The organism is Ralstonia sp. RRA (genome assembly GCF_037023145.1).
Classification (GTDB): Bacteria; Pseudomonadota; Gammaproteobacteria; order Burkholderiales; family Burkholderiaceae; genus Ralstonia.
In genome coordinates this window covers 1385814-1405827 of sequence record NZ_CP146092.1, presented here as the reverse complement: position 1 = coordinate 1405827, position 20014 = coordinate 1385814, and the positions used below count along the sequence as shown (strand labels likewise).

Here is a 20014-nt window from a genome sequence, read left to right as displayed (position 1 = left end):
GACCAGAACCTCAGCCGCTTGATCAGATGACCCGGAAACCGTGCGTGCCGTCCCGGCCGAGTTGTTCCACCAGACCGAACTCCCAGTCCAAATAGCCCTGCATGGCCGCGCGCGGCGCGTTGGTGCCTTCGTACGGGCGGCGGTAGCGGTCGATCCGGTCGGAGGCGAGGTGCGTTTCGCCCGATTCAACCGGCAGGCCGGCCGCCACCCAGGCTGCCGTGCCGCCGTCGAGCACCCAGACCTCGGCTTGCGTGAGCTTGGCCAGATCCACAGCGGCAAAGCGGGCAAGCAAGCTGGAGCCGCAAGTCAGCACGTAGCGGCGGGCCGGCGGGATGCGCTGGAGCGCGCAGGCCAGGTCGGAACGCACGGCAAACCAGGCGCCTGGAACATGCCGCGCTACGTAGTTGGCGCTGCGGGTGACGTCGATGACGGCGGTGTCACCGGCTTCCAGCCAACCGGCCAGGGCGCGCGCATCGACCGTCCGCACGGCGGGCGTGTCGGCGGTGGGGGCATGCCACGGGCCGGTCGCGCTGCGCGCGCTGGCGTCGACCGGATCGGTCACGTACACCTCCCAGCCCATCTGCGCGAGCCACGAGGCGGTCATATCCGCACGTACGCCGTCGTCGTCGGTCAGGACAATGCGGGCGCCGCGCACGGCGACGGTGTGGTCAGTCTCCTGCACGAGCTGTCCGCCCGGGGCGCTGGCAAAGCCGGGCAGGTGGCCGGCGGCATATTCCTCGGGCGTGCGCACGTCCAGCTTGTAGAGCGTGCGGTCCGGGGCTTCCAGCTTGGCAACGTCGGCCAAGGCAATGCGGGGCACGTTGGCACGTTCCGCCACGGCGCGGGCATCAGCCTGGGCCTGCGCGCGGGTCTGTGCGGACACGGCTTCCGGGTGCCGACGGTTGATGCCGTGGTCCAGCACCTGATCGGCCAGCAGCCAGCCGATGGTGCCATTGCGCAGCGCCGCCACCGGGTTGGGAATGCCGGCATTCACGAGCGATTGCGTGCCGATGATGCTGCGCGTGCGCCCGGCACAGTTGACGATGACCTGCGTGGCCGGGTCCGGCGCCAGTTCACGGATGCGCAGCACAAGCTCCGCCCCCGGCACGCTGGTCGCAGTGGGGATGCTCATGGTCTGGAATTCGTCATAGCGGCGCGCATCGACGATCACCACGTCGCGCTTGGCATCGAGCAGCGCCTTGACTTCCTGCGCGCTGAGCGAAGGCGTGTGGCGTTGTGCCTCCACGTATTCGCCAAAGGCTTTGCTGGGCACGTTCACGTCCTGGAAGACCTCGCCGCCAGCCGCACGCCAGCCATCCAGACCACCTTCGAGCAGATAGACACGCGTGTAGCCGAGTTCAGCCAGTTTGGCGGCCGCTTGCGGGGCCAAGTCCACGCCGTCGTGCACGCCATACAGAACAATCAACGTATCCCGGCGCGGAATGCGCGACCATGCCTCCAGCTCCAGCCGCGAGAGCGGCAGGTTGGCCGCCCACAGCGGGTGCGCCTGCGCGTATGGGTCTTCTTCGCGCACATCGACCAGGGCGATTTCCTTGCGGGCCAGCAACGCAGCGCGCACGTCAGCGTAGGTGAGCGTGGGGACGTGGGTCTCGGCCAGCGGTGCGGCGACCGGCGAGTCGGTGGCTTCGAGGGTGTCGATGGCGGTACTCATGAGGCAGACGTGTCCTTGGAACGGTCCCAGAGATTGGGCAGGTGAGTATTCGAATAACCGGAGATGAACGGCTTGCGCTCACCGTCTTCCGTATAGACGGAGCGGTGGATGCCGCCGATGTTGCCGCCGTACACGTGGATGCTGATCGACGTGCGATCGTCAAACGCGTTGTGCACGCGGTGGATGTCGCCCACACGCGGTGACACGCGCTCGACCTGGCCGGGCTCCAGACGGATGGCCGCACCATCGGGCAGTGGGCGCCCATCGGCTTCGAGCTTGAATGGCTGCGAGTACTCCGCACCGCGCAGCATGCCGATCAGGCCCCACGTGGTGTGGTCATGGATGGGCGTGCGCTGCCCCGGGCCCCAGACAAAGCTGACGATGGAGAAGCGCTCACCGGAATCGACATGCAGCAGGTACTGCTGGAAATGCTCGGGGTGCGGCTGGGCGTATTCGGTAGGCAGCCAGTTGTCTTGCGCGACGAGCGCGCCGAGCAGCGCGCCGGCACGCGAGAGAATTTCCGCTTCCGTCGGCTGCTGATCGAGCAGGCGGGACAGTGCGGTCACGAAATCGCGCAGCGGCAAGATGGATTGCGGGGATTGCGTTTGTGCAGGTGCGGTAGCGAGGGCAGGCGTGCTCATCGGCAGGTTCCTGATGTGGGGGTTCGGCTCATCTTGCTGGACTGGGGTTCTGGCGTCCAGCTAAACCCCAAGCGCAGTGCGGCCGGCGGCCAGCAGGATCGAATCGTTCTGCGGGGTGTGGATGCGGCTGCAGAGCACGTCGCGGTAGTGACGCTCAAGTGGGTTGTGGCGCGACAGGCCGTGGTTGCCCGAGAGCTGCAGCGCCAGTTCCACCGCGCGGATGGCATTGCCGGTGACGGTGTATTTGAGCAAGCCGCTATCGGTCGTGGAGAGCGGTGTGCCGGCATCGGCTGCCTCGGCAGCGTGGTCGAGCAGCACACGGTTGGTGCGCAGCGCGGCAGCAATTTCACCGGCGGCTTCCTGCATACGGGGAAGCGTTGCCAGCGGTGCACCGAGGTTGGCGGGCGCGCGCGTATTCAGGAACTGCACAAGCCAATCGAGCGCAGCCTGCGCCACGGCGTCGTACAGGCTGCCGAGCAAGACGGCCATCCAGGCTTGCGGATCGACATGCGCGCCGCTATCTGCCCACTCAGCGGCAGGCCGGATGTCAACGGCGTGGTCGAGCGGGATGGTCACGTCTTCCAGCACAACGTCGTGGCTGCCGGAAGCGCGCAGGCCAAGGTGGTTCCAGGTGGGTTCGATACGGATGCCGGGCGTGTCCGGCAGCGGGCGCGGGACGAGGAAGATGCCGACGCGCGGCTCCGCTTCATCGGTGCGCGCCCACACCGCCAGCCAGCGCAGCGCTGGACTGCCGGTGCTGTAGAGCTTGCGGCCGTGAATGCGCCAGTGGTCTCCCACACGCGTGGCGACGGTGCCGGGCAGGCCGCCGCGTGCCGGTGTGCCCAAATCTGGCTCCACGCGCAATGCGTTGATGAGGGCACCTTCACTCAATGCCGTGGAAAACACCTGCTGCCGTAGATGCGCGGGCCATCGCGTATCGGCGCGGCCCAGCGCACGATGCTGCAGATACGTCATCGTCAGCACAAGCGCTGTTGCGGCATCGCCATACGCAACCGACGCGATGATGCGGCGCGCCGTGGCCAAGTCAGCGCCACCGCCGCCGTGTGCTTGCGGAATGACTTGCGCGGTCAGCCCGGAGGCATGCAGCAGGGCAAAGTTCTCGTGCGCAAACGTGCCCTGCGCATCGTGCTCCGCAGCGGTGGCAGCCAGTTGCGGCGTGATGGCGGCCAGCACCTCGGCAAGCCGTTCGGGTGCCGTGGGCAGGCGATGCAGGGGGATGGACGACATGGCGAAGCAGCGCACGAGGCAAGTGATGTTGCCGCACAGCGTATCCGTGTTGCCATGCACAGCGAACGATCCATGCCGAATATGCAGCGTTGAATTTATTCGTTAGTGCAACGCTGGTGGTGACGTAACTTCATTCGCATTCATGGCGAGGTGCAGCGCAGCAAATACAGCCTCGCCGATCTTCTAACGATATGCGGAGCGAGCCATCATGAGCGTCGATTTCATCGGCATGATCCAGAGCCAGAAGCAGTCGGAAATCCATCCGCCTGATCCGAATGGGCCGGTGATCGATCGCGACTATGTGCGTGCTTTTGCGCAGGCACACGAGCAGGCCGGCTTCGACCGCATTCTGGTGCCGCACCATTCGACCGGCCCATCGGCCACGTTGACGATCTCGTACGCAGCCGCGCTGACCGAGCGCATCCACTTCATGCTGGCGCATCGGCCAGGCTTCACCAACCCGACGCTGGCCGCACGCCAGATTGCAACGCTGGACCAGTTCACCGGCGGACGCCTGGGGGTGCACTTCATCTCGGGTGGCTCCGACAGCGAGCAGCGCCGCGATGGCGACTACCTCGATCACGACCAGCGCTACGCACGCACCGATGAATACCTCAGCATCCTGCGCCGCATCTGGACCGAGGCCAAACCGTTCGATCACGAGGGCGCGTTCTACCGTTTCGAGCAGGGTTTCTCGGAGGTGAAGCCCGCGCAGAAGCCGCATGTGCCGATCTACTTTGGCGGCGCGTCGGACGTGGCGGTGGAGGTGGCGGGCAAGCACGCCGATGTGTACGCCCTGTGGGGGGAGTCGCTCGACCAGGTGCGTGAATTGACCACGCGTGTGCGTGCAGAAGCCGCCAAGCACGGCCGCAGCATTCGCTTCTCGGTATCGTTCCGGCCGATTCTGGCGGATATGGAAGAAGCTGCCTGGGCCCGCGCCGAGCGCATTCTCGAACGCACCCGCGCGTTGCGTCTGCAGCAAGGCTACAGCCGTGGCGGCCCGCAACAGAGCGAAGGCGCGCGCCGCCTGCTGGCCGCGGCCGAGCAGGGCGAGCGCGTGGACAAACGTTTGTGGACGGCTATCGCCAAGGAAACCGGCGCACGCTCCAACTCTACCGCGCTGGTCGGCACGCCGGAGCAGGTGGCCGATGCGCTGCTCGACTACTACGACCTGGGCGTCACGACCTTCCTGATTCGCGGCTTCGATCCGCTGGAAGATGTGGTCGACTACGGCCGCACACTCATCCCGCGTGTGCGCGAGCTGGTTGCCCAGCGCGACGCGCAGCGCAAGGCGGCGTGAGGGGGCGGGCATGAGCGCAGTCCTTTCCATCGAGCGCCCAGCGTCCACCTCGCTTCGGCTCAACCCGCAGCCACAGCAAAAGTTCTGGTTCGATCCGCCGGCGGCGCGCACGTCCGTTGAGGCAGAACGGCGCCATCGGCAAGAGCACCTGGCCGCAGCTTTCCGCATCTTTGCGCGGCATGGCTTTGACCTTGGGCTGGCCGGGCATATCACTGCACGCGATCCGGAACTGCCCGACCACTTCTGGGTGAACCCGCTGGGCGTGCATTTCTCGCGCATCAAGGTGTCGGACCTGCTGCTTGTCAACGCGCATGGCGAGACGGTCATCGGCAACCAGCCGCTCAACAAGGCGGCGTTCGCCATTCATGCGGCGATTCACGAGGCGCACCCGCACATCGTGGCGGCAGCGCATACGCATTCGACGTACGGCAAAGCGTGGTCGACGCTGGGCCGGCCGCTCGATCCACTCACGCAGGATGCCTGCTCGTTCTACGAAGACCATGCGCTGTTTGACGACTTCACCGGCATGGTGGTCGACGCCAGCGAGGGCGAACGCATTGCGCACGCACTGACCAAACCGGGCGGCGGCACGCACAAGGGTGTGATCCTGAAGAACCACGGCATCCTCACCGCCGGCCCAACCGTGGAGGCCGCCGCGTGGTGGTACATCGCGCTGGACAACGCCGCGCACACGCAACTGCTGGCCGAAGCGGCCGGCACGCCGCAGCTGATCGACGCGGTCACCGCGCAGCACACGCACAGCCAGGTCGGCGGGCCCGAAGGCGCGTTGCACGCGTTCGAGAGCCTCTATGCGGGCCTTGTGGCGGCTGAGCCGGACGTGCTGGACTGAGCCAAACAGAACATCGAGCACAGAACACATCCAACGCATCACCATACGGGGAGCACTCAATGAGCCAAGACAATGCGGGCATATCACGCCGCAAGGTACTGCACGCGGCCGCTGCCACGGCGCTGGCCGCACCGGCCCTGATCCTGGGTCGCAAGGCGTACTCGCAACAGCGCAAGCTGACGTTTGCGTGGAACCAGAATTCGTTCTGCCTGACGCCCATCGTGGTGGCGCAGGAGCGCGGTTTTTTCGAGAAGAACGGTCTACAGGTCGACCTGATCAACTACAGCGGATCGACCGACCAACTGCTCGAATCCATCGCCACCGGCAAGGCCGACGCCGCGGTGGGGATGATCCACCGCTGGCTCAAACCGTTGGAGGCGGGCTTTGATGTGAAGATCATCGGCAGCTCGCACGGTGGCTGCGTGCGGCTGGTGGGCTCCAAGGCGGCGGGCGTGACCAACCTGGCCGCACTCAAGGGCAAGACCGTGGGCGTGAGCGATCTGGCCGCGCCGGGCAAGCACTTCTTCACCATCCTGCTGGCCAAGCACGGCATCGATCCGGACCGCGACATCACCTGGCGCCAGTACCCGGCGGACCTGCTGGGCGTGGCGGTGGACAAGGGCGAGATCCAGGCCATTGCCGACGGCGACCCAAACCTCTACCTGTTGGAAAAGCGCACCAACGGCGCCTATGTGGAACTGGCGACCAACCTCACTGGCGAGTACGCACGCAAAGTCTGCTGCGTGATCGGCGCGCGTGGCGAACTCGTGCGCAATGACCGCCAGGCGGCCTCCGGCCTGGCACGCGCCATCGTGCAGGCGACGGACTTCGTCAACGAGAACCCGAACGAAGCCGCCAAGGTGTTTGCCAAGTACTCGCCCAAGGTGGCGGTGGACGATCTGCGCAAGCTCTACGCCACGCTCACCTATACGCACCACCCGACGGGCGTCGACCTGCGCGACGAGATCGCCTTCTATGCGGAAGACTTCCGCCGCATCGGCGTCATCAAGAAGACGACCGACCCGCAGCGCCTGGCGCAGCACGTGTACGTGAACGTGCTGGCCTAGGGCACGCGACATGAGGAGAGCATCGACATGACTACGACTACCGCCCCTCAAACGCTGGAGGCGCCTGCCGCGCTGTCCAACCCTTTTGGCGGCGCGATTACCAATGCGCGCGTATGGCGTTCTGGCACGGTGGCCGGGCTGGCGTGGGCCGCCTTCGGGTTGCTGACGTGGCGCTGGCCCAACCATGTGATCGGCTTCAGCGATTGGGCCTTCACAGCAGAACTTGGTATCGCGGCATTACTGGTGGGCGTTGCGCTGTTCGTGCTGGCGCTGGTGGGTGCGTACGTGGCACCCCTGCGTGCCGTGCAGGAAACGCTACTGCCGCTTGGGCCGTGGCTCATTGCCGTGCCGGTCGTGCTGGGCGCATGGGAAGCGCTGACAGCCAAATCGGGCTTCCTGCCTACGCCGTTCTTTGCGCCGCCGCAGGCGTTGATCGAGGTCTATACCGAAGACTGGGCGCGCCTGGGTGGCAGCGTGATCAACACGCTCAAGCTGCTGGGGCTGGGTTACTTCTTTGGCGCGCTGACGGGCTTTCTGGTGGGCGTGTCGATCGGCTGGTCGCGCGCCGTGGGGTACTGGGTGCATCCGGTGCTGCGCATTCTGGGCCCGTTGCCCGCCACGGCGCTGCTGCCGATCACGTTCTACTTTTTCCCGTCGAGCTATTCGGCAGCGGCCTTTCTGATTGCATTGGCGTCGGGCTTTCCGGTGGCCGTGCTCACGTGGTCGGGTGTGGCCGGGGTGAACAAGAGCTACTACGACGTGGCCCGTACGCTCGGTGCCTCCAACGCCTTCCTGGTGCTGCGTGTGGCGATTCCGGCCGCGTTGCCGCAGGTATTCGTCGGGTTGTTCATGGGGCTGGGCGCGTCGTTTACGGTGCTGGTGACGGCCGAGATGATGGGCGTGAAATCGGGCCTCGGGTGGTATCTGACGTGGGCCCAGGGCTGGGCCTCCTACGTGAACATGTACGCCGCGCTGATCGTGATGGCGCTGCTGTTCTCCAGCATCATCACGCTGCTGTTCAAGGTGCGTGATCGCGCGCTGGTCTGGCAGAAGGGGACGCTGAAATGGTAGCCGTACTTGAACGCGAGGCGGCTGCATCCGTTGCGGCGGCAACCCCCACACCCACGGCCACCGGCGCACGCATTGACGTGCAGGGCGTGAGCCACTGGTTTGGCAGCCGCGCCAACCCGCTGCAGGTGCTCGACAACGTTGACCTGGCCGTGCAGCCCGGCGAGTTCGTCGCACTGCTGGGCCCCAGCGGCTGCGGCAAATCCACCTTGCTGCGCCTGATTGCCGGGCTGGAAGCGCCCACGCGTGGCCGCATCCTGCAGGACGATGCGCCCATCACCGAGCCGGATCCGTCGCGCGTTGTCGTGTTTCAAGACCCGACGCTGTATCCGTGGCGCCGGGTGTGGGACAACGTCGCCCTCGGCTTGCAGGCGCGCGGCGTGCTCAAGGCGGAGCGCGACCGCGTGGACGATGCGCTGGAGCGTGTCGGCCTCAAGGGCTTTCATCGCGCGTTCCCGCACGAGTTGTCGGGCGGCATGGCACAGCGTGTGGCGCTGGCGCGCGCATTGGTCAATGATCCGCAGTTGCTGGTGCTGGATGAGCCGCTGGGCAAGCTTGACTCCCTCACGCGGCTGGCCATGCAGAGCGAGCTGGTGGCGTTGTGGCAGCGTGCGCGCTTTTCCACGGTGCTGGTCACGCACGATGTGGAAGAGGCATTGTTCCTGGCCCAGCGCGTGATCATCTTCAGCCCGCGCCCGGCGCGTATTGCAGCGGAGTTGACGGTCGACCTGCCTTATCCACGCCATCGCGGTGATCCACGCCTGAACGCCCTGCGGCACGAGGCGCTTGGCCACCTTGGCCTGGGCCAGACCTGGTAGCGCGCAGGACATTCCACGATGAAGGTGCAGTCATGAGCGGCCCTCCAGCGACGGCCTGGCTCAACACGTTGCTCGGCTTCCTGCAGTGGGCGCAGCAAGGTTTGCTGACGTTGTTGCACACGCTGGGCCTGACGGGCGATGTGCACGGCCAGGCAGCATGGCCCTGGGGAACACGCATTGCCGGTGAAACGCTGCTGATTGATCTCGGGCAGGCGCGACAACTGGGCATCACGCTCATCGCACTGGCGCTGACGGTGCTAGCGGTGCTTGTGGCGATACTGGTGCGTCGTTGGCGTGCGGTCGCGCTGGGTGTGGCGGCGGGCTTGCTGGTGGTGGCGCCGTGGCCGTCGGCGGTGGTGCTGTCCTCCGCCGTGCCGACCAGCTTTCATGCGAGCCCAACCTCGTTCTCCCTGGCCTCCATTGCCAACGGCGCCCGTGTCTACAACGCAGCCTGCGCAAGCTGCCACGGCGCAGATGGCCGCGGCGAGGGCCCGCTGGCCGCCACGCTCACACGCTGGCCGCCCACCGTTGTCGGCCCGCTGCTTGGCCGCCACGCCGATGGCGAACTGTTCTGGCACATCGCGCACGGCATGCGGGACGCGCAAGGTGTCGCCACCATGCCCGCCTTCGCCAACCGGCTGAGCGACAACGACATCTGGGCGGTACTCGACTACATGAAAGTGCTGGCCGCCAGCGGTGGCGTGCGCACAGGGGGCTGGCCGTTGCCGGTGGCGCTGCCAGCGTTGTCCGTGCGTTGCGGCGATGCCGCCCCCCAACCGCTGAATGCCTGGCGTGATAGACAGCGCGTGCGCGTCGTCGCCATCGATGCCGCCTCGGCAGAGCAGGTGCCCATTGAAGACCCGCGCTTCCAGACCCTGCTTGTTACGCCGGACGGCACGCTGCCGTCTCCCGCACTGCCCATGCGAGCGCACTGCGTGGTGGTGGGCCGCGATGCCTGGCCCATCTTTGCTGCGCTTGCCGGCACCACGCCACAAGCGTTCTCGGGCACGCAACTGCTGGCGGACCGCAATGGCTGGCTGCGTGCACGTGGCGAACCGGGCACCACCTGGTCCGACGCCGATTTTCTTTGCACCTCCGCCTCTCGCGTCTCTGAAACGCCGCGCGCCGCGGGGCTCGACACCCTCATCGCCCGCATGGACACCGAGCCGGTGCGCTATGTGAAGGGCGGCTTCATCCACTGACCACCATGCCGATTTCTCGACGACGTTTTGCACAATCTGCGCTGATGCTGGCGGCTGCGCCGGCCTTGTCCTTTGCACAGGCACGCCCCGTGCTCAAGGCCGGCGACCAGAAGGGCGGGCTACGCGCGCTGCTGGAGGCAGCAGACGCGCTCAAAGGCGTGCCTTACGACATTCAGTGGACAGAGTTTCCCGCTGCAGCGCCGCTGGCCGAAGCGCTCAACGCGGGCGCAGTGGATCTGGGGCCGATTGGCGATGCGCCGGCCATCTTCGCGCTGGCAGCAGGCACACGCATCAAGCTGATCGGCGCGAACCGGTCGGACCCCTACGGCACGGCGGTGCTGGTACGTCCGGATTCCCCGCTGAAGACGGCGGCAGACCTCAAGGGCAGATCCATCGGCACCAACCGGGGCTCGATCGGGCACCTGGTGGCGCTCAAGGCGTTGGAATCTGCCGGGCTGGGGCCGCAAGATGCCAACTTCCGCTTTCTGCCGCCCGCCGATGCCAAGCTTGCCCTGGTCAACGGCTCCATTGATGCGTGGTCGACGTGGGAACCCTATACGGCGATGGCCGAAACCGCCGGGCATGCGCGCGTGCTGGTGAGCGGGCGCGGGCTGTGGTCGGGCCTGAGCTACCTGGCCGCCACGGACGCAGCATTGGCTGCCAAGCACGATGTTCTGCGTGATTTCCTGCAGCGTGTGGTGCGTGCACAGGTATGGTCGTACCAGCATGTCGACAGCTACTCGGCCACGCTGGCGCGCATCATCGGCATTGCGCCCGAGGCGGCGCGGCTGCAGTTCGCCCGGCGCCAGACGGTGTGGCGCCCCATTGATGCGCAACTCATTGCTGAGCAGCAGCGCACGGCGGACTTCTATCTGAAGTCGGGCCTGCTCAGGCAAAAGCTGGACGTGGCATCGACCTTTGATACCGGCTTTCCGCTGACAGCTTGAGCGCTCAGGGCGCGGTGATCATCCGCGCAAAGCGCTTCAATGCGGCAGTGGTGCCTTTGCGATCGCCCGTGGTGACAAGATCGAGCAGCAGGCCGCGCATCGTCGCCACCTGAATACGGGCACGGGCGCGGGCTTCTGCAGGCGTTAGGCCAAGCTGGGCTTCAAACAGCGCGGCAACGGGCGCTAGCCAGCTGTCCACCACATCGCCGAGAAAATCATGAAAGCGCTCGGGCTCGCGAATGGCGCGTGCGTAGAGCTCAAACAACAGCCGGATGATGGGCAGGTAGGCGTCGGACGCGTAGCGGTCCCATGCGGCTTCAATGGCGGCCACGGGGTCGGCGATGTCGTTCTGGACGCGCACGCGCGCGAGCTGCTCGCGGTGGCGGATCTCGCGCAGCACGATCTCCCAGAACTCGTCGGCGGAGCCGAAGTGGTAGATCAGCATGCGGTGGCTCGTGCCGATGGCCTCGGCCACGCGCCGCAACGACATGTCGCCGATACCGTTGTCGAGCACATAGCGAACCGCCGCATCCAGTGACTTGACGGCGGATTCGCTGGGCGTGAACGGGGTCTCAGTGCGCTTCTTGCGCGGTGCGGCGGTGGTCATACAGGATGCTGCTCAAGGCTCGGATTGCTCGCCAGTCTACGCGATCAATGGGTGCTGCCAAGGTGGCGGCTTGCGCATGCTAAGGATGGCCGCCACCGACACCACGGCCGCTGCCAGCAGGTAGTAGAGCGGCGCCCGGACGATGCCTTGCGAGAGCGCATAGGTGGCGTGCTCGCCCATCTGCGTCGCGGGCCGACGCAGGCCTATCGGTCAGCGGTTGCCTGGGTGGCCGCCATTCTCATCAATGGGATGGGTGTGGTGCTGAATGTGGCCGGCGCGCTGATGGGGCCCGTGCGGTCCTCTGACGCCATCAGCGGCCACTCGTGAGCGACTGGCGCAGCGTGTCTTTCAACACCTGGAACGCTGGGTTGTCGTTGTCCTTGCGATAGGCCAGCCACAGCTCGACCGGCTTCGCGGGGGTGGTGCGCACGGGGCGGTAGACCACGCCTTCAAAATGCAGCATTGATGCCGCTGCGGGAATCAGCGCCACGCCAATCCCTGCGCGCACCAGCGCCAGCATTGAGTGGATCTGGCTGACATATTCGACGATGTCGGGCAACACCTCGGCGCGTTCGAGCAGACCACTCACCAACTGGTGGAAGTAACGCGCCTCGTAAGGCGAATACATCAGCAGCGGTTTGCCCTCGCAATCGCGCAGGCTGGGGCGCTGTGGCCAGGTGTTGGCCACCGCTTCCGGCAGCGCCAGCACGAGCGGCTCTTGCGAACACGGCACGGCGATCAATTCGCCATGTTCCACGGGGGGGCGCAACAGGCCAACGTCAATCTCGCGCGCATCGAGCGCCGCAAGCTGCGCACCGCTCACCATCTCCTTCAACGTCAACCGCACCCCAGGGGACGCAGCGCGCACGGCGCTCACCAGCGCGGGCAACTGCCCATAGCCGACCGTTGCCGTAAAGCCGATCGCCAGTGCGCCTGCCGCACCCGTGGCGACGCGCCGTGCCGTGGCCGCCGCCTCATCGGCCAACCGCAGGATGCGCGCGGCATCCGGCAAGAAGCTACGCCCAGCAGCGGTCAATCTGACGGAACGGCTGTTGCGCTCAAGCAGTTCGGTGCCGACTTGGTGCTCCAGCAGACGCACCTGGCGCGACAGCGGCGGCTGTGTCATGTGCAGGCGTTCAGCGGCACGCCCGAAATGCAGTTCTTCTGCCACGGCGACAAAACAACGGAGTTGGCTCAGCTCGAACATTGATTCAAGAAAGGTATGGATTGACGTTCATGACTATCTTGAATTGGAATGATACGCAGCGCAAGAATTGGCCCGCTCGGCAGTCCCCGAACAGTGCCGGCATGTGGCACGGCCCTCTTCCCGCACGTCGCGATAGTGTGTCTGGGCGCCAAGCGGCGGTCGCTTCATGTGCATTTGCAGCATCCGACCCGGCGGCCTAGGGAGCACCCCGTATCAATACAAAACGTGTATCAATCGAGTTAGTAGTTGGCTTGGACTTGAATCGCTCCCGATGCAAGAATCCGCTCACCAACAACACGTGACCACTGCCCAGCGGTGGTCTCCACGCGGAGCGAGACATGTCCCGATATACCCCCAAAGAATTCGCCCAACAGATTGGCTCCGGTTTGCTGTCGTTCCCGATCACGCACTTCAAGGCATCCGACCTGTCGTTTGACGAAGACGCGTATCGCAAGAACCTGGCATGGCTGTTCAGCCACGATGCTGCCGGCCTGTTTGCCGCAGGTGGTACGGGGGAGTTCTTCTCGCTCACCGCTGCAGAAACGGACCGCGTTGTGCGCGCTGCCGTGGCTGAGACGGGCGGCAAGATCCCGGTGATCGCCCCGGCAGGCCGTGGCACCGCTGAATCGATCGAGTACTGCAAGGCCGCGGAAGCCGCCGGCGCCGACGGCATCCTGCTGCTGCCCCCGTACCTGACCGAAGCCTCCGCCGACGGCGTGGCCGCCCACGTGGAGCAGGTCTGCAAGTCGACCAAGCTGGGCGTGATCATCTACAACCGCGCCAACCAGATCCTCGACGCCGATCACCTCGAGCGTCTGGCCGACCGTTGCCCGAACCTCGTCGGCTTCAAGGACGGTGTGGGCGACCTGGAACTGATGACGCGCATCTACGCCCGCCTGGGCGACCGCTTCACGTACATCGGTGGCCTGCCCACCGCCGAGACCTTCGCGCTGCCGTACCTGACGATGGGCGTGACGACGTATTCGTCGGCCATCTTCAACTTCGTGCCGAAGTTCGCCCTGGAGTTCTACGCTGCCGTGCGTGCGTACGACAACGCCAAGGTCTATAAGATGCTCAATGACTTCGTGCTGCCGTACATCCAACTGCGCAACCGCAAGCGCGGCTATGCAGTGTCGATCGTCAAGGCCGGCATGAAGGTGGTTGGCCGCAGCGCGGGCCCGGTGCGCGCGCCGCTGACGGACCTGACCGACGCAGAACTGGCCGAACTGTCGGCACTGGTGTCGCGCGTGGCCGAAGTCGAAAAACTGGCTGCATAAACGCAACCTGAACAAGGAACCCACTATGACCTTGAGCGGCGAACTGCTGCTGGGTGCTGCCCGCGTTGCGGGCGGTGCCGGCACGGTTCGCGCCATGAACCCCGCCACCGGGGAATGGCTCGAACCCGAATTCACCCTGGCCTCCAAGGCCGATGCCGCGCGTGCCGCTGAACTGGCCGCCGCGGCTTTTGACGTTTACCGCGAGACTGCGCCGGAAGTGCGTGCTGCGTTTTTGGAAGCCATCGCCAGCCAGATCGAAGCGCTGGGCGATGCGCTGATCGAGCGCGCGATGGCCGAATCCGCACTGCCGCGTGCCCGTCTGGAAGGCGAGCGCGGCCGCACGTGCGGCCAACTCCGCCTGTTTGCGAACGTGGTACGTGCCGGCGATGCCGTGGGCGCACGCCTCGATTCGGCACTGCCCGAGCGTAAGCCGTTGCCCCGTTCCGACCTGCGCCTGCGCCGTATCGCGCTGGGCCCAGTGGCCGTGTTTGGCGCGAGCAACTTCCCGCTGGCGTTCTCTGTGGCCGGTGGCGATACCGCGTCGGCGCTGGCAGCCGGTTGCCCGGTCGTCGTGAAGGCGCATCCGGCACATCCGGGGACGTCCGAGCTGGTGGGCCGCGCCATCCAGGCGGCGGTTGCCCAGTGCGGCCTGCCCGAAGGCGTGTTCTCGCTCATCCTGGCCGACAACGATGTGGCAGGCGCCCTGGTGGCCGATCCGCGCATCCAGGCGGTGGGCTTTACCGGTTCGCGTGCTGGCGGTCAGGCACTGCTGCGCATTGCGCAGGCGCGTCCGCAGCCGATTCCCGTCTATGGCGAACTGAGCGCCATCAACCCCGTTTTCCTGCTGCCGGATGCGTTGGCCAAGCGTGCCGCCGCGTTGGGGCAACAGTACGTGGCGTCCCTCACGATGGGCGCTGGTCAGTTCTGTACGAACCCGGGCCTGCTGCTTGCGATCGATGGGCCGGATCTCGACGCATTTGAAGCCGCTGCCGCTGCCGCCATGGCCGGAGCCGCTGCACAACCGATGCTCACCGCCGGCATTCACGCTGCGTACACGCGCGGTGTCGACAAGCTGGCAGGCGAAGCCAACGTGCGTTGCGTTGCACGCGGACAGGACAGCGACCAGCCCAACCGCGGGCAGGCCGGCTTCTACACCACGGATGCCAAGAGCTTCCAGGCCCAGCCGACTCTGCACGACGAGATCTTCGGCGCCACCGGTCTGGTCGTGCGTTGCCGCGATGCGGAAGAGCTGCGTGCGCTGGCCGAATCGCTGGAAGGCCAGTTGACCGCTACGCTGCATCTGGATGCCGGCGATACGGCGATCGCCCGTTCGCTGCTGCCGATCCTGGAGCGCAAGGCGGGCCGCATCCTGGCCAATGGCTGGCCGACCGGCGTTGAGGTGTGCCAGGCCATGGTGCACGGCGGCCCGTGGCCCGCCACAACCGATTCGCGCACGACCTCGGTCGGCACGGCAGCCATCGAGCGCTTCCTGCGCCCGGTGTGCTACCAGGATCTGCCGGCAGAACTGCTGCCGCAGGCGCTGCAAGACGCGAATCCGCTGAATCTGCGCCGTCTGGTCGACGGGCAGTGGCAGTAACCAAGCAGTCAGCAAGCGAATAAAAAAGCCGGGCCGCACAGGACCCGGCAGCTTGAACCCCGGCGCATCTGGCGCCGGACGATGGAGGAGACAATGGATATCAAAGCCCCAGCTGTGGGAGCGCAGAGCGTGCCGCGCACCGAGCGCATGACTCGCGTGCGCTTCGTGATCCTCGCGATGCTGTTCATCGTGACGACCATCAACTATGCCGATCGCGCGACCATCTCCATTGCAGGCTCAGCCATGCAGAAGGAGCTCGGCATCGATGCCGTGTCGCTCGGCTACATCTTCTCGGCATTCGGCTGGGCCTATGTGATTGCGCAGATTCCGGGCGGCTGGCTGCTCGACCGCTTCGGCTCCAAGCGCGTGTACACTTTCAGCATCCTGCTGTGGTCGCTGTTCACCCTGGCGCAGGGCGCAGTCGGCTTCTTTACGGGCGCGGCGGCCATCACCATGGTGTTTTGCCTGCGCTTTCTGGTGGGGGCAGCAGAGGCGCCGTCCTTCCCAGCCAACAGCCGCATCGTCGCGGCATGGTTCCCGGCCAATGAACGGGGCACGGCGTCGGCCATCTTCAATTCAGCACAGTACGCAGCTACGGTGGTGTTTGCCCCGTTGATGGCATGGCTGGTGCACGAGTTCGGCTGGCACCATGTGTTTATCATGATGGGCGTGATCGGCATTGTCATGGCCTTCGTGTGGAAGACCTTCGTGCACGATCCGAAGGACCACCCCGGCATCAACCGTGCCGAGATCGAGTACATCGAAGCCGGCGGCGGCCTGGTCAACATGGACCGCGCTGGCGTGGCCAAGACCGAAGGGCCGAACCTCGGCTACGTCAAGCAACTGCTTGGCAACCGCATGCTGATGGGGGTGTACATCGCGCAGTACTGCATCAACGCGCTCACGTACTTCTTCATCACGTGGTTTCCGGTGTACCTGGTGCAGGCGCGCGGCATGTCGATCCTTAAGGCGGGCTTCGTGGCGTCGATTCCGGCGGTGTGCGGCTTCCTCGGCGGCATTCTGGGCGGGATCATTTCCGATGCACTGCTGCGCAAGGGGGCATCGCTGTCAGTGGCGCGCAAGGTGCCGATCGTGCTGGGCATGCTGCTCTCCATGAGCATGGTGATCTGCAACTACGTGGATGCACAGACCATTGTGGTGGCGGTGATGGCGTTGTCGTTCTTCGGCAAGGGCCTGGGTGCGCTGGGCTGGGCCGTCAACTCCGACACGGCACCCAAGCAGATTGCCGGGCTGTCGGGTGCGCTGATGAACACCTTTGGCAACCTGTCGAGCATCACGACCCCCATCGCCATCGGCTACATCGTCAATACCACGGGCTCGTTCAACGGGGCGTTGGTGTACGTGGGTATCCATGCTGCGGTGGCGATCCTCTGCTACCTGGTGATGGTGGGCGAGATCAAACGCGTCGAACTCAAGCCACTGTAAGCCGACAGGAGACGCCGTTGTGACGTTGCAATCGATCGAATCCGGCGCACGCACCAGCACGCCACGTGTGACGGAGATGCAGGTGATTCCCGTTGCCGGGCGCGACAGCATGCTGTTGAACCTGTGTGGCGCGCATGCCCCGTTCTTCACCCGTAACCTCGTCATCCTGAAGGACAACGCCGGGCGCACCGGCGTGGGCGAGGTGCCGGGCGGGGAGGGCATCCGCCAGGCGCTGGAGCGCGTGATTCCGCTGGTGGTTGGGCAATCCATCGGCCGCACCAACGGCGTGCTGAACGGCATCCGCCGCGCACTGGCAGGCGGCGGCAATGCCGCACATCAGGCAACGGTGCATCAGGTGACGTCCGCCTCAGAAGCCGCTGTGCTGCGCCAGCCGCACGAAATCAACCTGCGCATGGACAACGTCATCACGGCAGTGGAAGCCGCGCTGCTGGACCTGCTTGGCCAGTGCCTGGAGGTGCCGGTAGCGGAACTGCTGGGCGCCGGACAGCAGCGCGACTCGGCCCCGATGCTTGCTTACCTGTTCTACGTGGGCGACCGCCGCAAGACGGATCTACCGTATCTGGACGGGAAAAACGGTGCGGATGATTGGCTGCGTTTGCGCCACGAAGCCGCCATGACGCCGGAGGCCATCGCCCGCCTGGCGGAGGCCGCCTCCGAGCGTTATGGCTTTGCCGACTTCAAGCTCAAGGGCGGTGTGATGCGCGGCGCGGAAGAGATGGAGGCGATTGCCGCCATCAAGGCGCGCTTCCCGCACGCACGTGTCACGCTGGACCCGAACGGTGCCTGGTCGCTGAACGAGGCGATTGCCCTGTGCAAAGGACAGGGCCACCTGCTGGCCTATGCCGAAGACCCCTGCGGCCCGGAAGCCGGCTACTCGGGGCGCGAGATCATGGCCGAATTCAAGCGCGCCACCGGCATCCCGACCGCCACCAACATGATCGCCACCGACTGGCGGCAGATGGGTCACGCGATCCCGCTGCACGCCGTGGATATTCCACTGGCCGATCCGCACTTCTGGACGATGCAGGGGTCCGTGCGCGTTGCGCAGTTGTGCGATGAATGGGGGCTCACATGGGGCTCGCATTCCAATAACCACTTCGATGTCTCGCTGGCGATGTTCACGCATGTGGCCGCCGCCGCACCGGGCAACATCACCGCCATCGATACCCACTGGATCTGGCAGGAAGCCGAAGAGCGCCTGACACGCGAGCCGCTGAGCATCCAGGGCGGTCACGTGGCTGTGCCGGACCGCCCGGGTCTGGGCATCGAGATCGACATGGACCGCGTCATGGCGGCCCATGCGCTGTACAAAACCCTGGGCCCTGGCGCGCGCGACGATGCCATGGCCATGCAATACCTCGTGCCAGGCTGGACGTATGACCCCAAGCGCCCAAGCCTTGGGCGCTGACCCGTTTGATTGCTTCACCCGATTCCGGAGTCTGTGATGTCCGAATCTACGCTGGCCGCCGAGGCTGGCACTGAAACCGAAAAAGCGCTGACGATCCGTGTACATGACGGCGACAACGTCGCCATCGTCGTCAACGCGCGCGGCTTGCCTGCCGGCACGGCACTGGCCGACGGCACCGTGCTGGTCGAAGGCGTACCGCAAGGGCACAAGGTGGCATTGACTGACCTTGCAGAAGGCGATGCCGTCATCCGCTACGGCGAGGTGATCGGCTATGCCGTCAAGCCGCTGCCGCGTGGCAGCTGGATCAACGAGCATGCCGTGAAGCTGCCGTCCGCGCCGGCGCTCGACGAGCTGCCCCTTGCCACACGCCCCGATCCCAAACTGGCAAAGCTCGAGGGCTACACCTTCGAGGGTTACCGCAACGCAGACGGCACGGTCGGCACGAAGAACGTGCTCGGCATCATGACCAGTGTGCAGTGCGTGGCCGGCGTGACGGACTACGTGGTCGGCCGCATCAAGCGTGAACTGTTGCCGCGCTACCCGAACGTCGATGACGTAGTTGCACTCAACCACGTGTACGGCTGCGGCGTGGCCATCAACGCGCCGGCGGCCATCGTGCCGATCCGTACGCTGCAGAACCTTGCGCTCAACCCGAACTTTGGCGGCGAGATCATGGTGATCGGCCTGGGCTGCGAAAAGCTCGTGCCCGAGCGCCTCGTGCCGGAAAAGCTCGCTCCCGGTGGCCGCATTCCCATCGAGGTTGCTGGCACGGCAGACTCCCCCGTGCTGCGTCTGCAAGACGAAGCATTCGACGGCTTCATCGGCATGACTGATGCCATCATGGAGATGGCCGAGCGCCGACTGGAACACCTCAACAAGCGCCAGCGCGAAACCTGTCCCGCCTCCGATCTGGTGGTGGGTGTGCAATGCGGTGGCAGCGATGCGTTTTCCGGCGTGACGGCCAATCCGGCCGTTGGCTTTGCGGCCGATTTGATCGTGCGCGCTGGCGGCACGGTGATGTTCTCGGAAGTGACCGAAGTGCGGGACGCCATCCACCTGCTCACGCCGCGCGCCGTCAGCGAAGACGTCGGCCGTGCATTGCTGCGCGAAATGGCGTGGTACGACGACTACCTGAGCGGCGGCCAAACCGATCGCAGCGCTAACCCATCGCCGGGCAACAAGAAGGGCGGGCTCTCCAACGTGGTCGAGAAGGCGCTGGGCTCCATCGTCAAATCCGGCAGCACAGCCATCGTCGACGTACTCGGCCCCGGCGAAAAAGTACGCCGCAAGGGCCTGATCTTTGCCGCCACACCGGCCAGCGACTTTGTGTGCGGCACGCTGCAGCTCGCCTCGGGCATGAACCTGCAGGTGTTCACCACCGGACGCGGCACGCCGTACGGCCTGGCCATGGCGCCTGTCATCAAGGTGTCGACACGCAAGGCGCTCTCTGAGCGCTGGCATGACCTGATCGACCTCGACGCCGGCCGCATCGCCACGGGTGAAGCCAGCATTGCCGACATCGGCTGGGAGCTGTTCCACCTGATTCTCGACGTGGCCAGCGGCCGCAAGCAAGTCTGCGCCGACAAGCTCGGCTTGCATAATGCGCTCGCGCTGTTCAACCCCGCTCCCGTAACCTGA

Annotated in this window: 19 protein-coding genes; 13 read left to right on the top strand and 6 right to left on the bottom strand. The window is 65.7% G+C overall.

Annotated features, from left to right (window positions below; translation table 11 throughout):
- Positions 1-22: 22 nt before the first annotated feature.
- The 3 genes from V6657_RS24340 to V6657_RS24330 are packed head-to-tail and all read right to left on the bottom strand — an operon-like array spanning position 23 to position 3561.
- Positions 23-1672, bottom strand: coding sequence for a rhodanese-related sulfurtransferase (locus V6657_RS24340; RefSeq protein ID WP_048935434.1), 1650 nt, complete (start codon positions 1670-1672; stop codon positions 23-25).
- Entirely contained in the window at positions 1669-2313 is a 645-nt protein-coding gene (locus V6657_RS24335; RefSeq protein WP_048935435.1) for a cysteine dioxygenase, read from the bottom strand. The genes V6657_RS24340 and V6657_RS24335 overlap by 4 nt, the downstream gene beginning before the upstream one ends.
- A 60-nt stretch (positions 2314-2373) precedes the next feature.
- A complete protein-coding gene (locus V6657_RS24330; RefSeq protein ID WP_048935491.1) occupies positions 2374-3561 on the bottom strand; it encodes an acyl-CoA dehydrogenase family protein in 1188 nt (395 codons plus the stop codon).
- Between the two features lie 208 nt (positions 3562-3769).
- On the opposite strand from V6657_RS24330, the gene V6657_RS24325 reads away from it, so the two are divergent.
- Genes V6657_RS24325 through V6657_RS24295 form a run of 7 tightly spaced genes read left to right on the top strand, consistent with a single transcriptional unit; the run spans position 3770 to position 10813 of the window.
- Positions 3770-4861 (top strand): LLM class flavin-dependent oxidoreductase, encoded by a 1092-nt coding sequence (locus V6657_RS24325; protein WP_048935436.1) that lies wholly within the window; start codon positions 3770-3772, stop codon positions 4859-4861.
- A 10-nt stretch (positions 4862-4871) separates the two neighbouring features.
- Positions 4872-5711: a class II aldolase/adducin family protein gene (locus V6657_RS24320; RefSeq protein ID WP_048935437.1), complete on the top strand. Its 840-nt coding sequence runs from the start codon at positions 4872-4874 to the stop codon at positions 5709-5711.
- A 59-nt stretch (positions 5712-5770) separates the two neighbouring features.
- The gene (locus V6657_RS24315) at positions 5771-6778 is read left to right on the top strand and encodes an ABC transporter substrate-binding protein (RefSeq protein WP_048935438.1); all 1008 of its coding nucleotides are present in this window, start codon (positions 5771-5773) and stop codon (positions 6776-6778) included.
- 27 nt (positions 6779-6805) lie between these two features.
- Positions 6806-7849: an ABC transporter permease subunit gene (locus V6657_RS24310; RefSeq protein ID WP_048935439.1), complete on the top strand. Its 1044-nt coding sequence runs from the start codon at positions 6806-6808 to the stop codon at positions 7847-7849.
- Positions 7843-8664 carry an ABC transporter ATP-binding protein gene (locus V6657_RS24305; RefSeq protein WP_048935440.1) on the top strand — a complete coding sequence of 274 codons (822 nt, stop codon included), beginning with the start codon at positions 7843-7845 and terminating at the stop codon, positions 8662-8664. The genes V6657_RS24310 and V6657_RS24305 overlap by 7 nt, the downstream gene beginning before the upstream one ends.
- A 32-nt stretch (positions 8665-8696) precedes the next feature.
- The gene (locus V6657_RS24300; RefSeq protein WP_048935441.1) at positions 8697-9866 is read left to right on the top strand and encodes a cytochrome c; all 1170 of its coding nucleotides are present in this window, start codon (positions 8697-8699) and stop codon (positions 9864-9866) included.
- Between the two features lie 5 nt (positions 9867-9871).
- Positions 9872-10813: an ABC transporter substrate-binding protein gene (locus V6657_RS24295; protein ID WP_048935442.1), complete on the top strand. Its 942-nt coding sequence runs from the start codon at positions 9872-9874 to the stop codon at positions 10811-10813.
- A gap of 4 nt (positions 10814-10817) precedes the next feature.
- Here the strand turns inward: V6657_RS24295 and V6657_RS24290 are convergent, their stop codons facing one another.
- Both V6657_RS24290 and V6657_RS24285 read right to left on the bottom strand, forming a co-directional pair.
- Positions 10818-11420: a TetR/AcrR family transcriptional regulator gene (locus tag V6657_RS24290; RefSeq protein ID WP_048935443.1), complete on the bottom strand. Its 603-nt coding sequence runs from the start codon at positions 11418-11420 to the stop codon at positions 10818-10820.
- Positions 11421-11456: 36 nt separating this feature from the next.
- Positions 11457-11600 carry a hypothetical protein gene (locus tag V6657_RS24285; protein WP_160315311.1) on the bottom strand — a complete coding sequence of 48 codons (144 nt, stop codon included), beginning with the start codon at positions 11598-11600 and terminating at the stop codon, positions 11457-11459.
- Between V6657_RS24285 and V6657_RS24280 the strand changes: the two genes are divergently transcribed.
- The gene (locus V6657_RS24280) at positions 11589-11747 is read left to right on the top strand and encodes a hypothetical protein (protein WP_160315312.1); all 159 of its coding nucleotides are present in this window, start codon (positions 11589-11591) and stop codon (positions 11745-11747) included. The genes V6657_RS24285 and V6657_RS24280 overlap by 12 nt on opposite strands.
- Here V6657_RS24280 and V6657_RS24275 read toward each other — a convergent pair.
- Entirely contained in the window at positions 11731-12627 is an 897-nt protein-coding gene (locus V6657_RS24275) for a LysR substrate-binding domain-containing protein (RefSeq protein WP_048935444.1), read from the bottom strand. The two genes, V6657_RS24280 and V6657_RS24275, sit on opposite strands and share 17 nt — an antisense overlap.
- A 338-nt stretch (positions 12628-12965) precedes the next feature.
- Between V6657_RS24275 and kdgD the strand changes: the two genes are divergently transcribed.
- The 5 genes from kdgD to garD all read left to right on the top strand — a co-directional run bounded on the left by kdgD (position 12966) and on the right by garD (position 20014).
- Positions 12966-13904, top strand: coding sequence for a 5-dehydro-4-deoxyglucarate dehydratase (kdgD, locus tag V6657_RS24270; protein WP_048935445.1), 939 nt, complete (start codon positions 12966-12968; stop codon positions 13902-13904).
- A 25-nt stretch (positions 13905-13929) separates the two neighbouring features.
- The gene (locus V6657_RS24265; RefSeq protein ID WP_048935446.1) at positions 13930-15501 is read left to right on the top strand and encodes an aldehyde dehydrogenase (NADP(+)); all 1572 of its coding nucleotides are present in this window, start codon (positions 13930-13932) and stop codon (positions 15499-15501) included.
- Between the two features lie 93 nt (positions 15502-15594).
- Entirely contained in the window at positions 15595-16947 is a 1353-nt protein-coding gene (locus tag V6657_RS24260) for an MFS transporter (RefSeq protein WP_048935447.1), read from the top strand.
- 19 nt (positions 16948-16966) lie between these two features.
- Positions 16967-18376 (top strand): enolase C-terminal domain-like protein, encoded by a 1410-nt coding sequence (locus V6657_RS24255; RefSeq protein WP_048935448.1) that lies wholly within the window; start codon positions 16967-16969, stop codon positions 18374-18376.
- A 36-nt stretch (positions 18377-18412) separates the two neighbouring features.
- Complete coding sequence (garD, locus tag V6657_RS24250; protein WP_048935449.1) at positions 18413-20014, top strand: galactarate dehydratase; 1602 nt, start codon at positions 18413-18415, stop codon at positions 20012-20014.

Excerpts from the sequence above, each read along its gene's own strand:
- V6657_RS24340 (WP_048935434.1), bottom strand. The coding sequence starts at position 1,672 with ATGAGTACCGCCATCGACACCCTCGAAGCCACCGACTCGCCGGTCGCC.
- V6657_RS24335 (WP_048935435.1), bottom strand. The coding sequence starts at position 2,313 with ATGAGCACGCCTGCCCTCGCTACCGCACCTGCACAAACGCAATCCCCG.
- V6657_RS24330 (WP_048935491.1), bottom strand. The coding sequence starts at position 3,561 with ATGTCGTCCATCCCCCTGCATCGCCTGCCCACGGCACCCGAACGGCTT.
- V6657_RS24325 (WP_048935436.1), top strand. The coding sequence starts at position 3,770 with ATGAGCGTCGATTTCATCGGCATGATCCAGAGCCAGAAGCAGTCGGAA.
- V6657_RS24320 (WP_048935437.1), top strand. The coding sequence starts at position 4,872 with ATGAGCGCAGTCCTTTCCATCGAGCGCCCAGCGTCCACCTCGCTTCGG.
- V6657_RS24315 (WP_048935438.1), top strand. The coding sequence starts at position 5,771 with ATGAGCCAAGACAATGCGGGCATATCACGCCGCAAGGTACTGCACGCG.
- V6657_RS24310 (WP_048935439.1), top strand. The coding sequence starts at position 6,806 with ATGACTACGACTACCGCCCCTCAAACGCTGGAGGCGCCTGCCGCGCTG.
- V6657_RS24305 (WP_048935440.1), top strand. The coding sequence starts at position 7,843 with ATGGTAGCCGTACTTGAACGCGAGGCGGCTGCATCCGTTGCGGCGGCA.
- V6657_RS24300 (WP_048935441.1), top strand. The coding sequence starts at position 8,697 with ATGAGCGGCCCTCCAGCGACGGCCTGGCTCAACACGTTGCTCGGCTTC.
- V6657_RS24295 (WP_048935442.1), top strand. The coding sequence starts at position 9,872 with ATGCCGATTTCTCGACGACGTTTTGCACAATCTGCGCTGATGCTGGCG.
- V6657_RS24290 (WP_048935443.1), bottom strand. The coding sequence starts at position 11,420 with ATGACCACCGCCGCACCGCGCAAGAAGCGCACTGAGACCCCGTTCACG.
- V6657_RS24285 (WP_160315311.1), bottom strand. The coding sequence starts at position 11,600 with ATGGGCGAGCACGCCACCTATGCGCTCTCGCAAGGCATCGTCCGGGCG.
- V6657_RS24275 (WP_048935444.1), bottom strand. The coding sequence starts at position 12,627 with ATGTTCGAGCTGAGCCAACTCCGTTGTTTTGTCGCCGTGGCAGAAGAA.
- kdgD (WP_048935445.1), top strand. The coding sequence starts at position 12,966 with ATGTCCCGATATACCCCCAAAGAATTCGCCCAACAGATTGGCTCCGGT.
- V6657_RS24265 (WP_048935446.1), top strand. The coding sequence starts at position 13,930 with ATGACCTTGAGCGGCGAACTGCTGCTGGGTGCTGCCCGCGTTGCGGGC.
- V6657_RS24260 (WP_048935447.1), top strand. The coding sequence starts at position 15,595 with ATGGATATCAAAGCCCCAGCTGTGGGAGCGCAGAGCGTGCCGCGCACC.
- garD (WP_048935449.1), top strand. The coding sequence starts at position 18,413 with ATGTCCGAATCTACGCTGGCCGCCGAGGCTGGCACTGAAACCGAAAAA.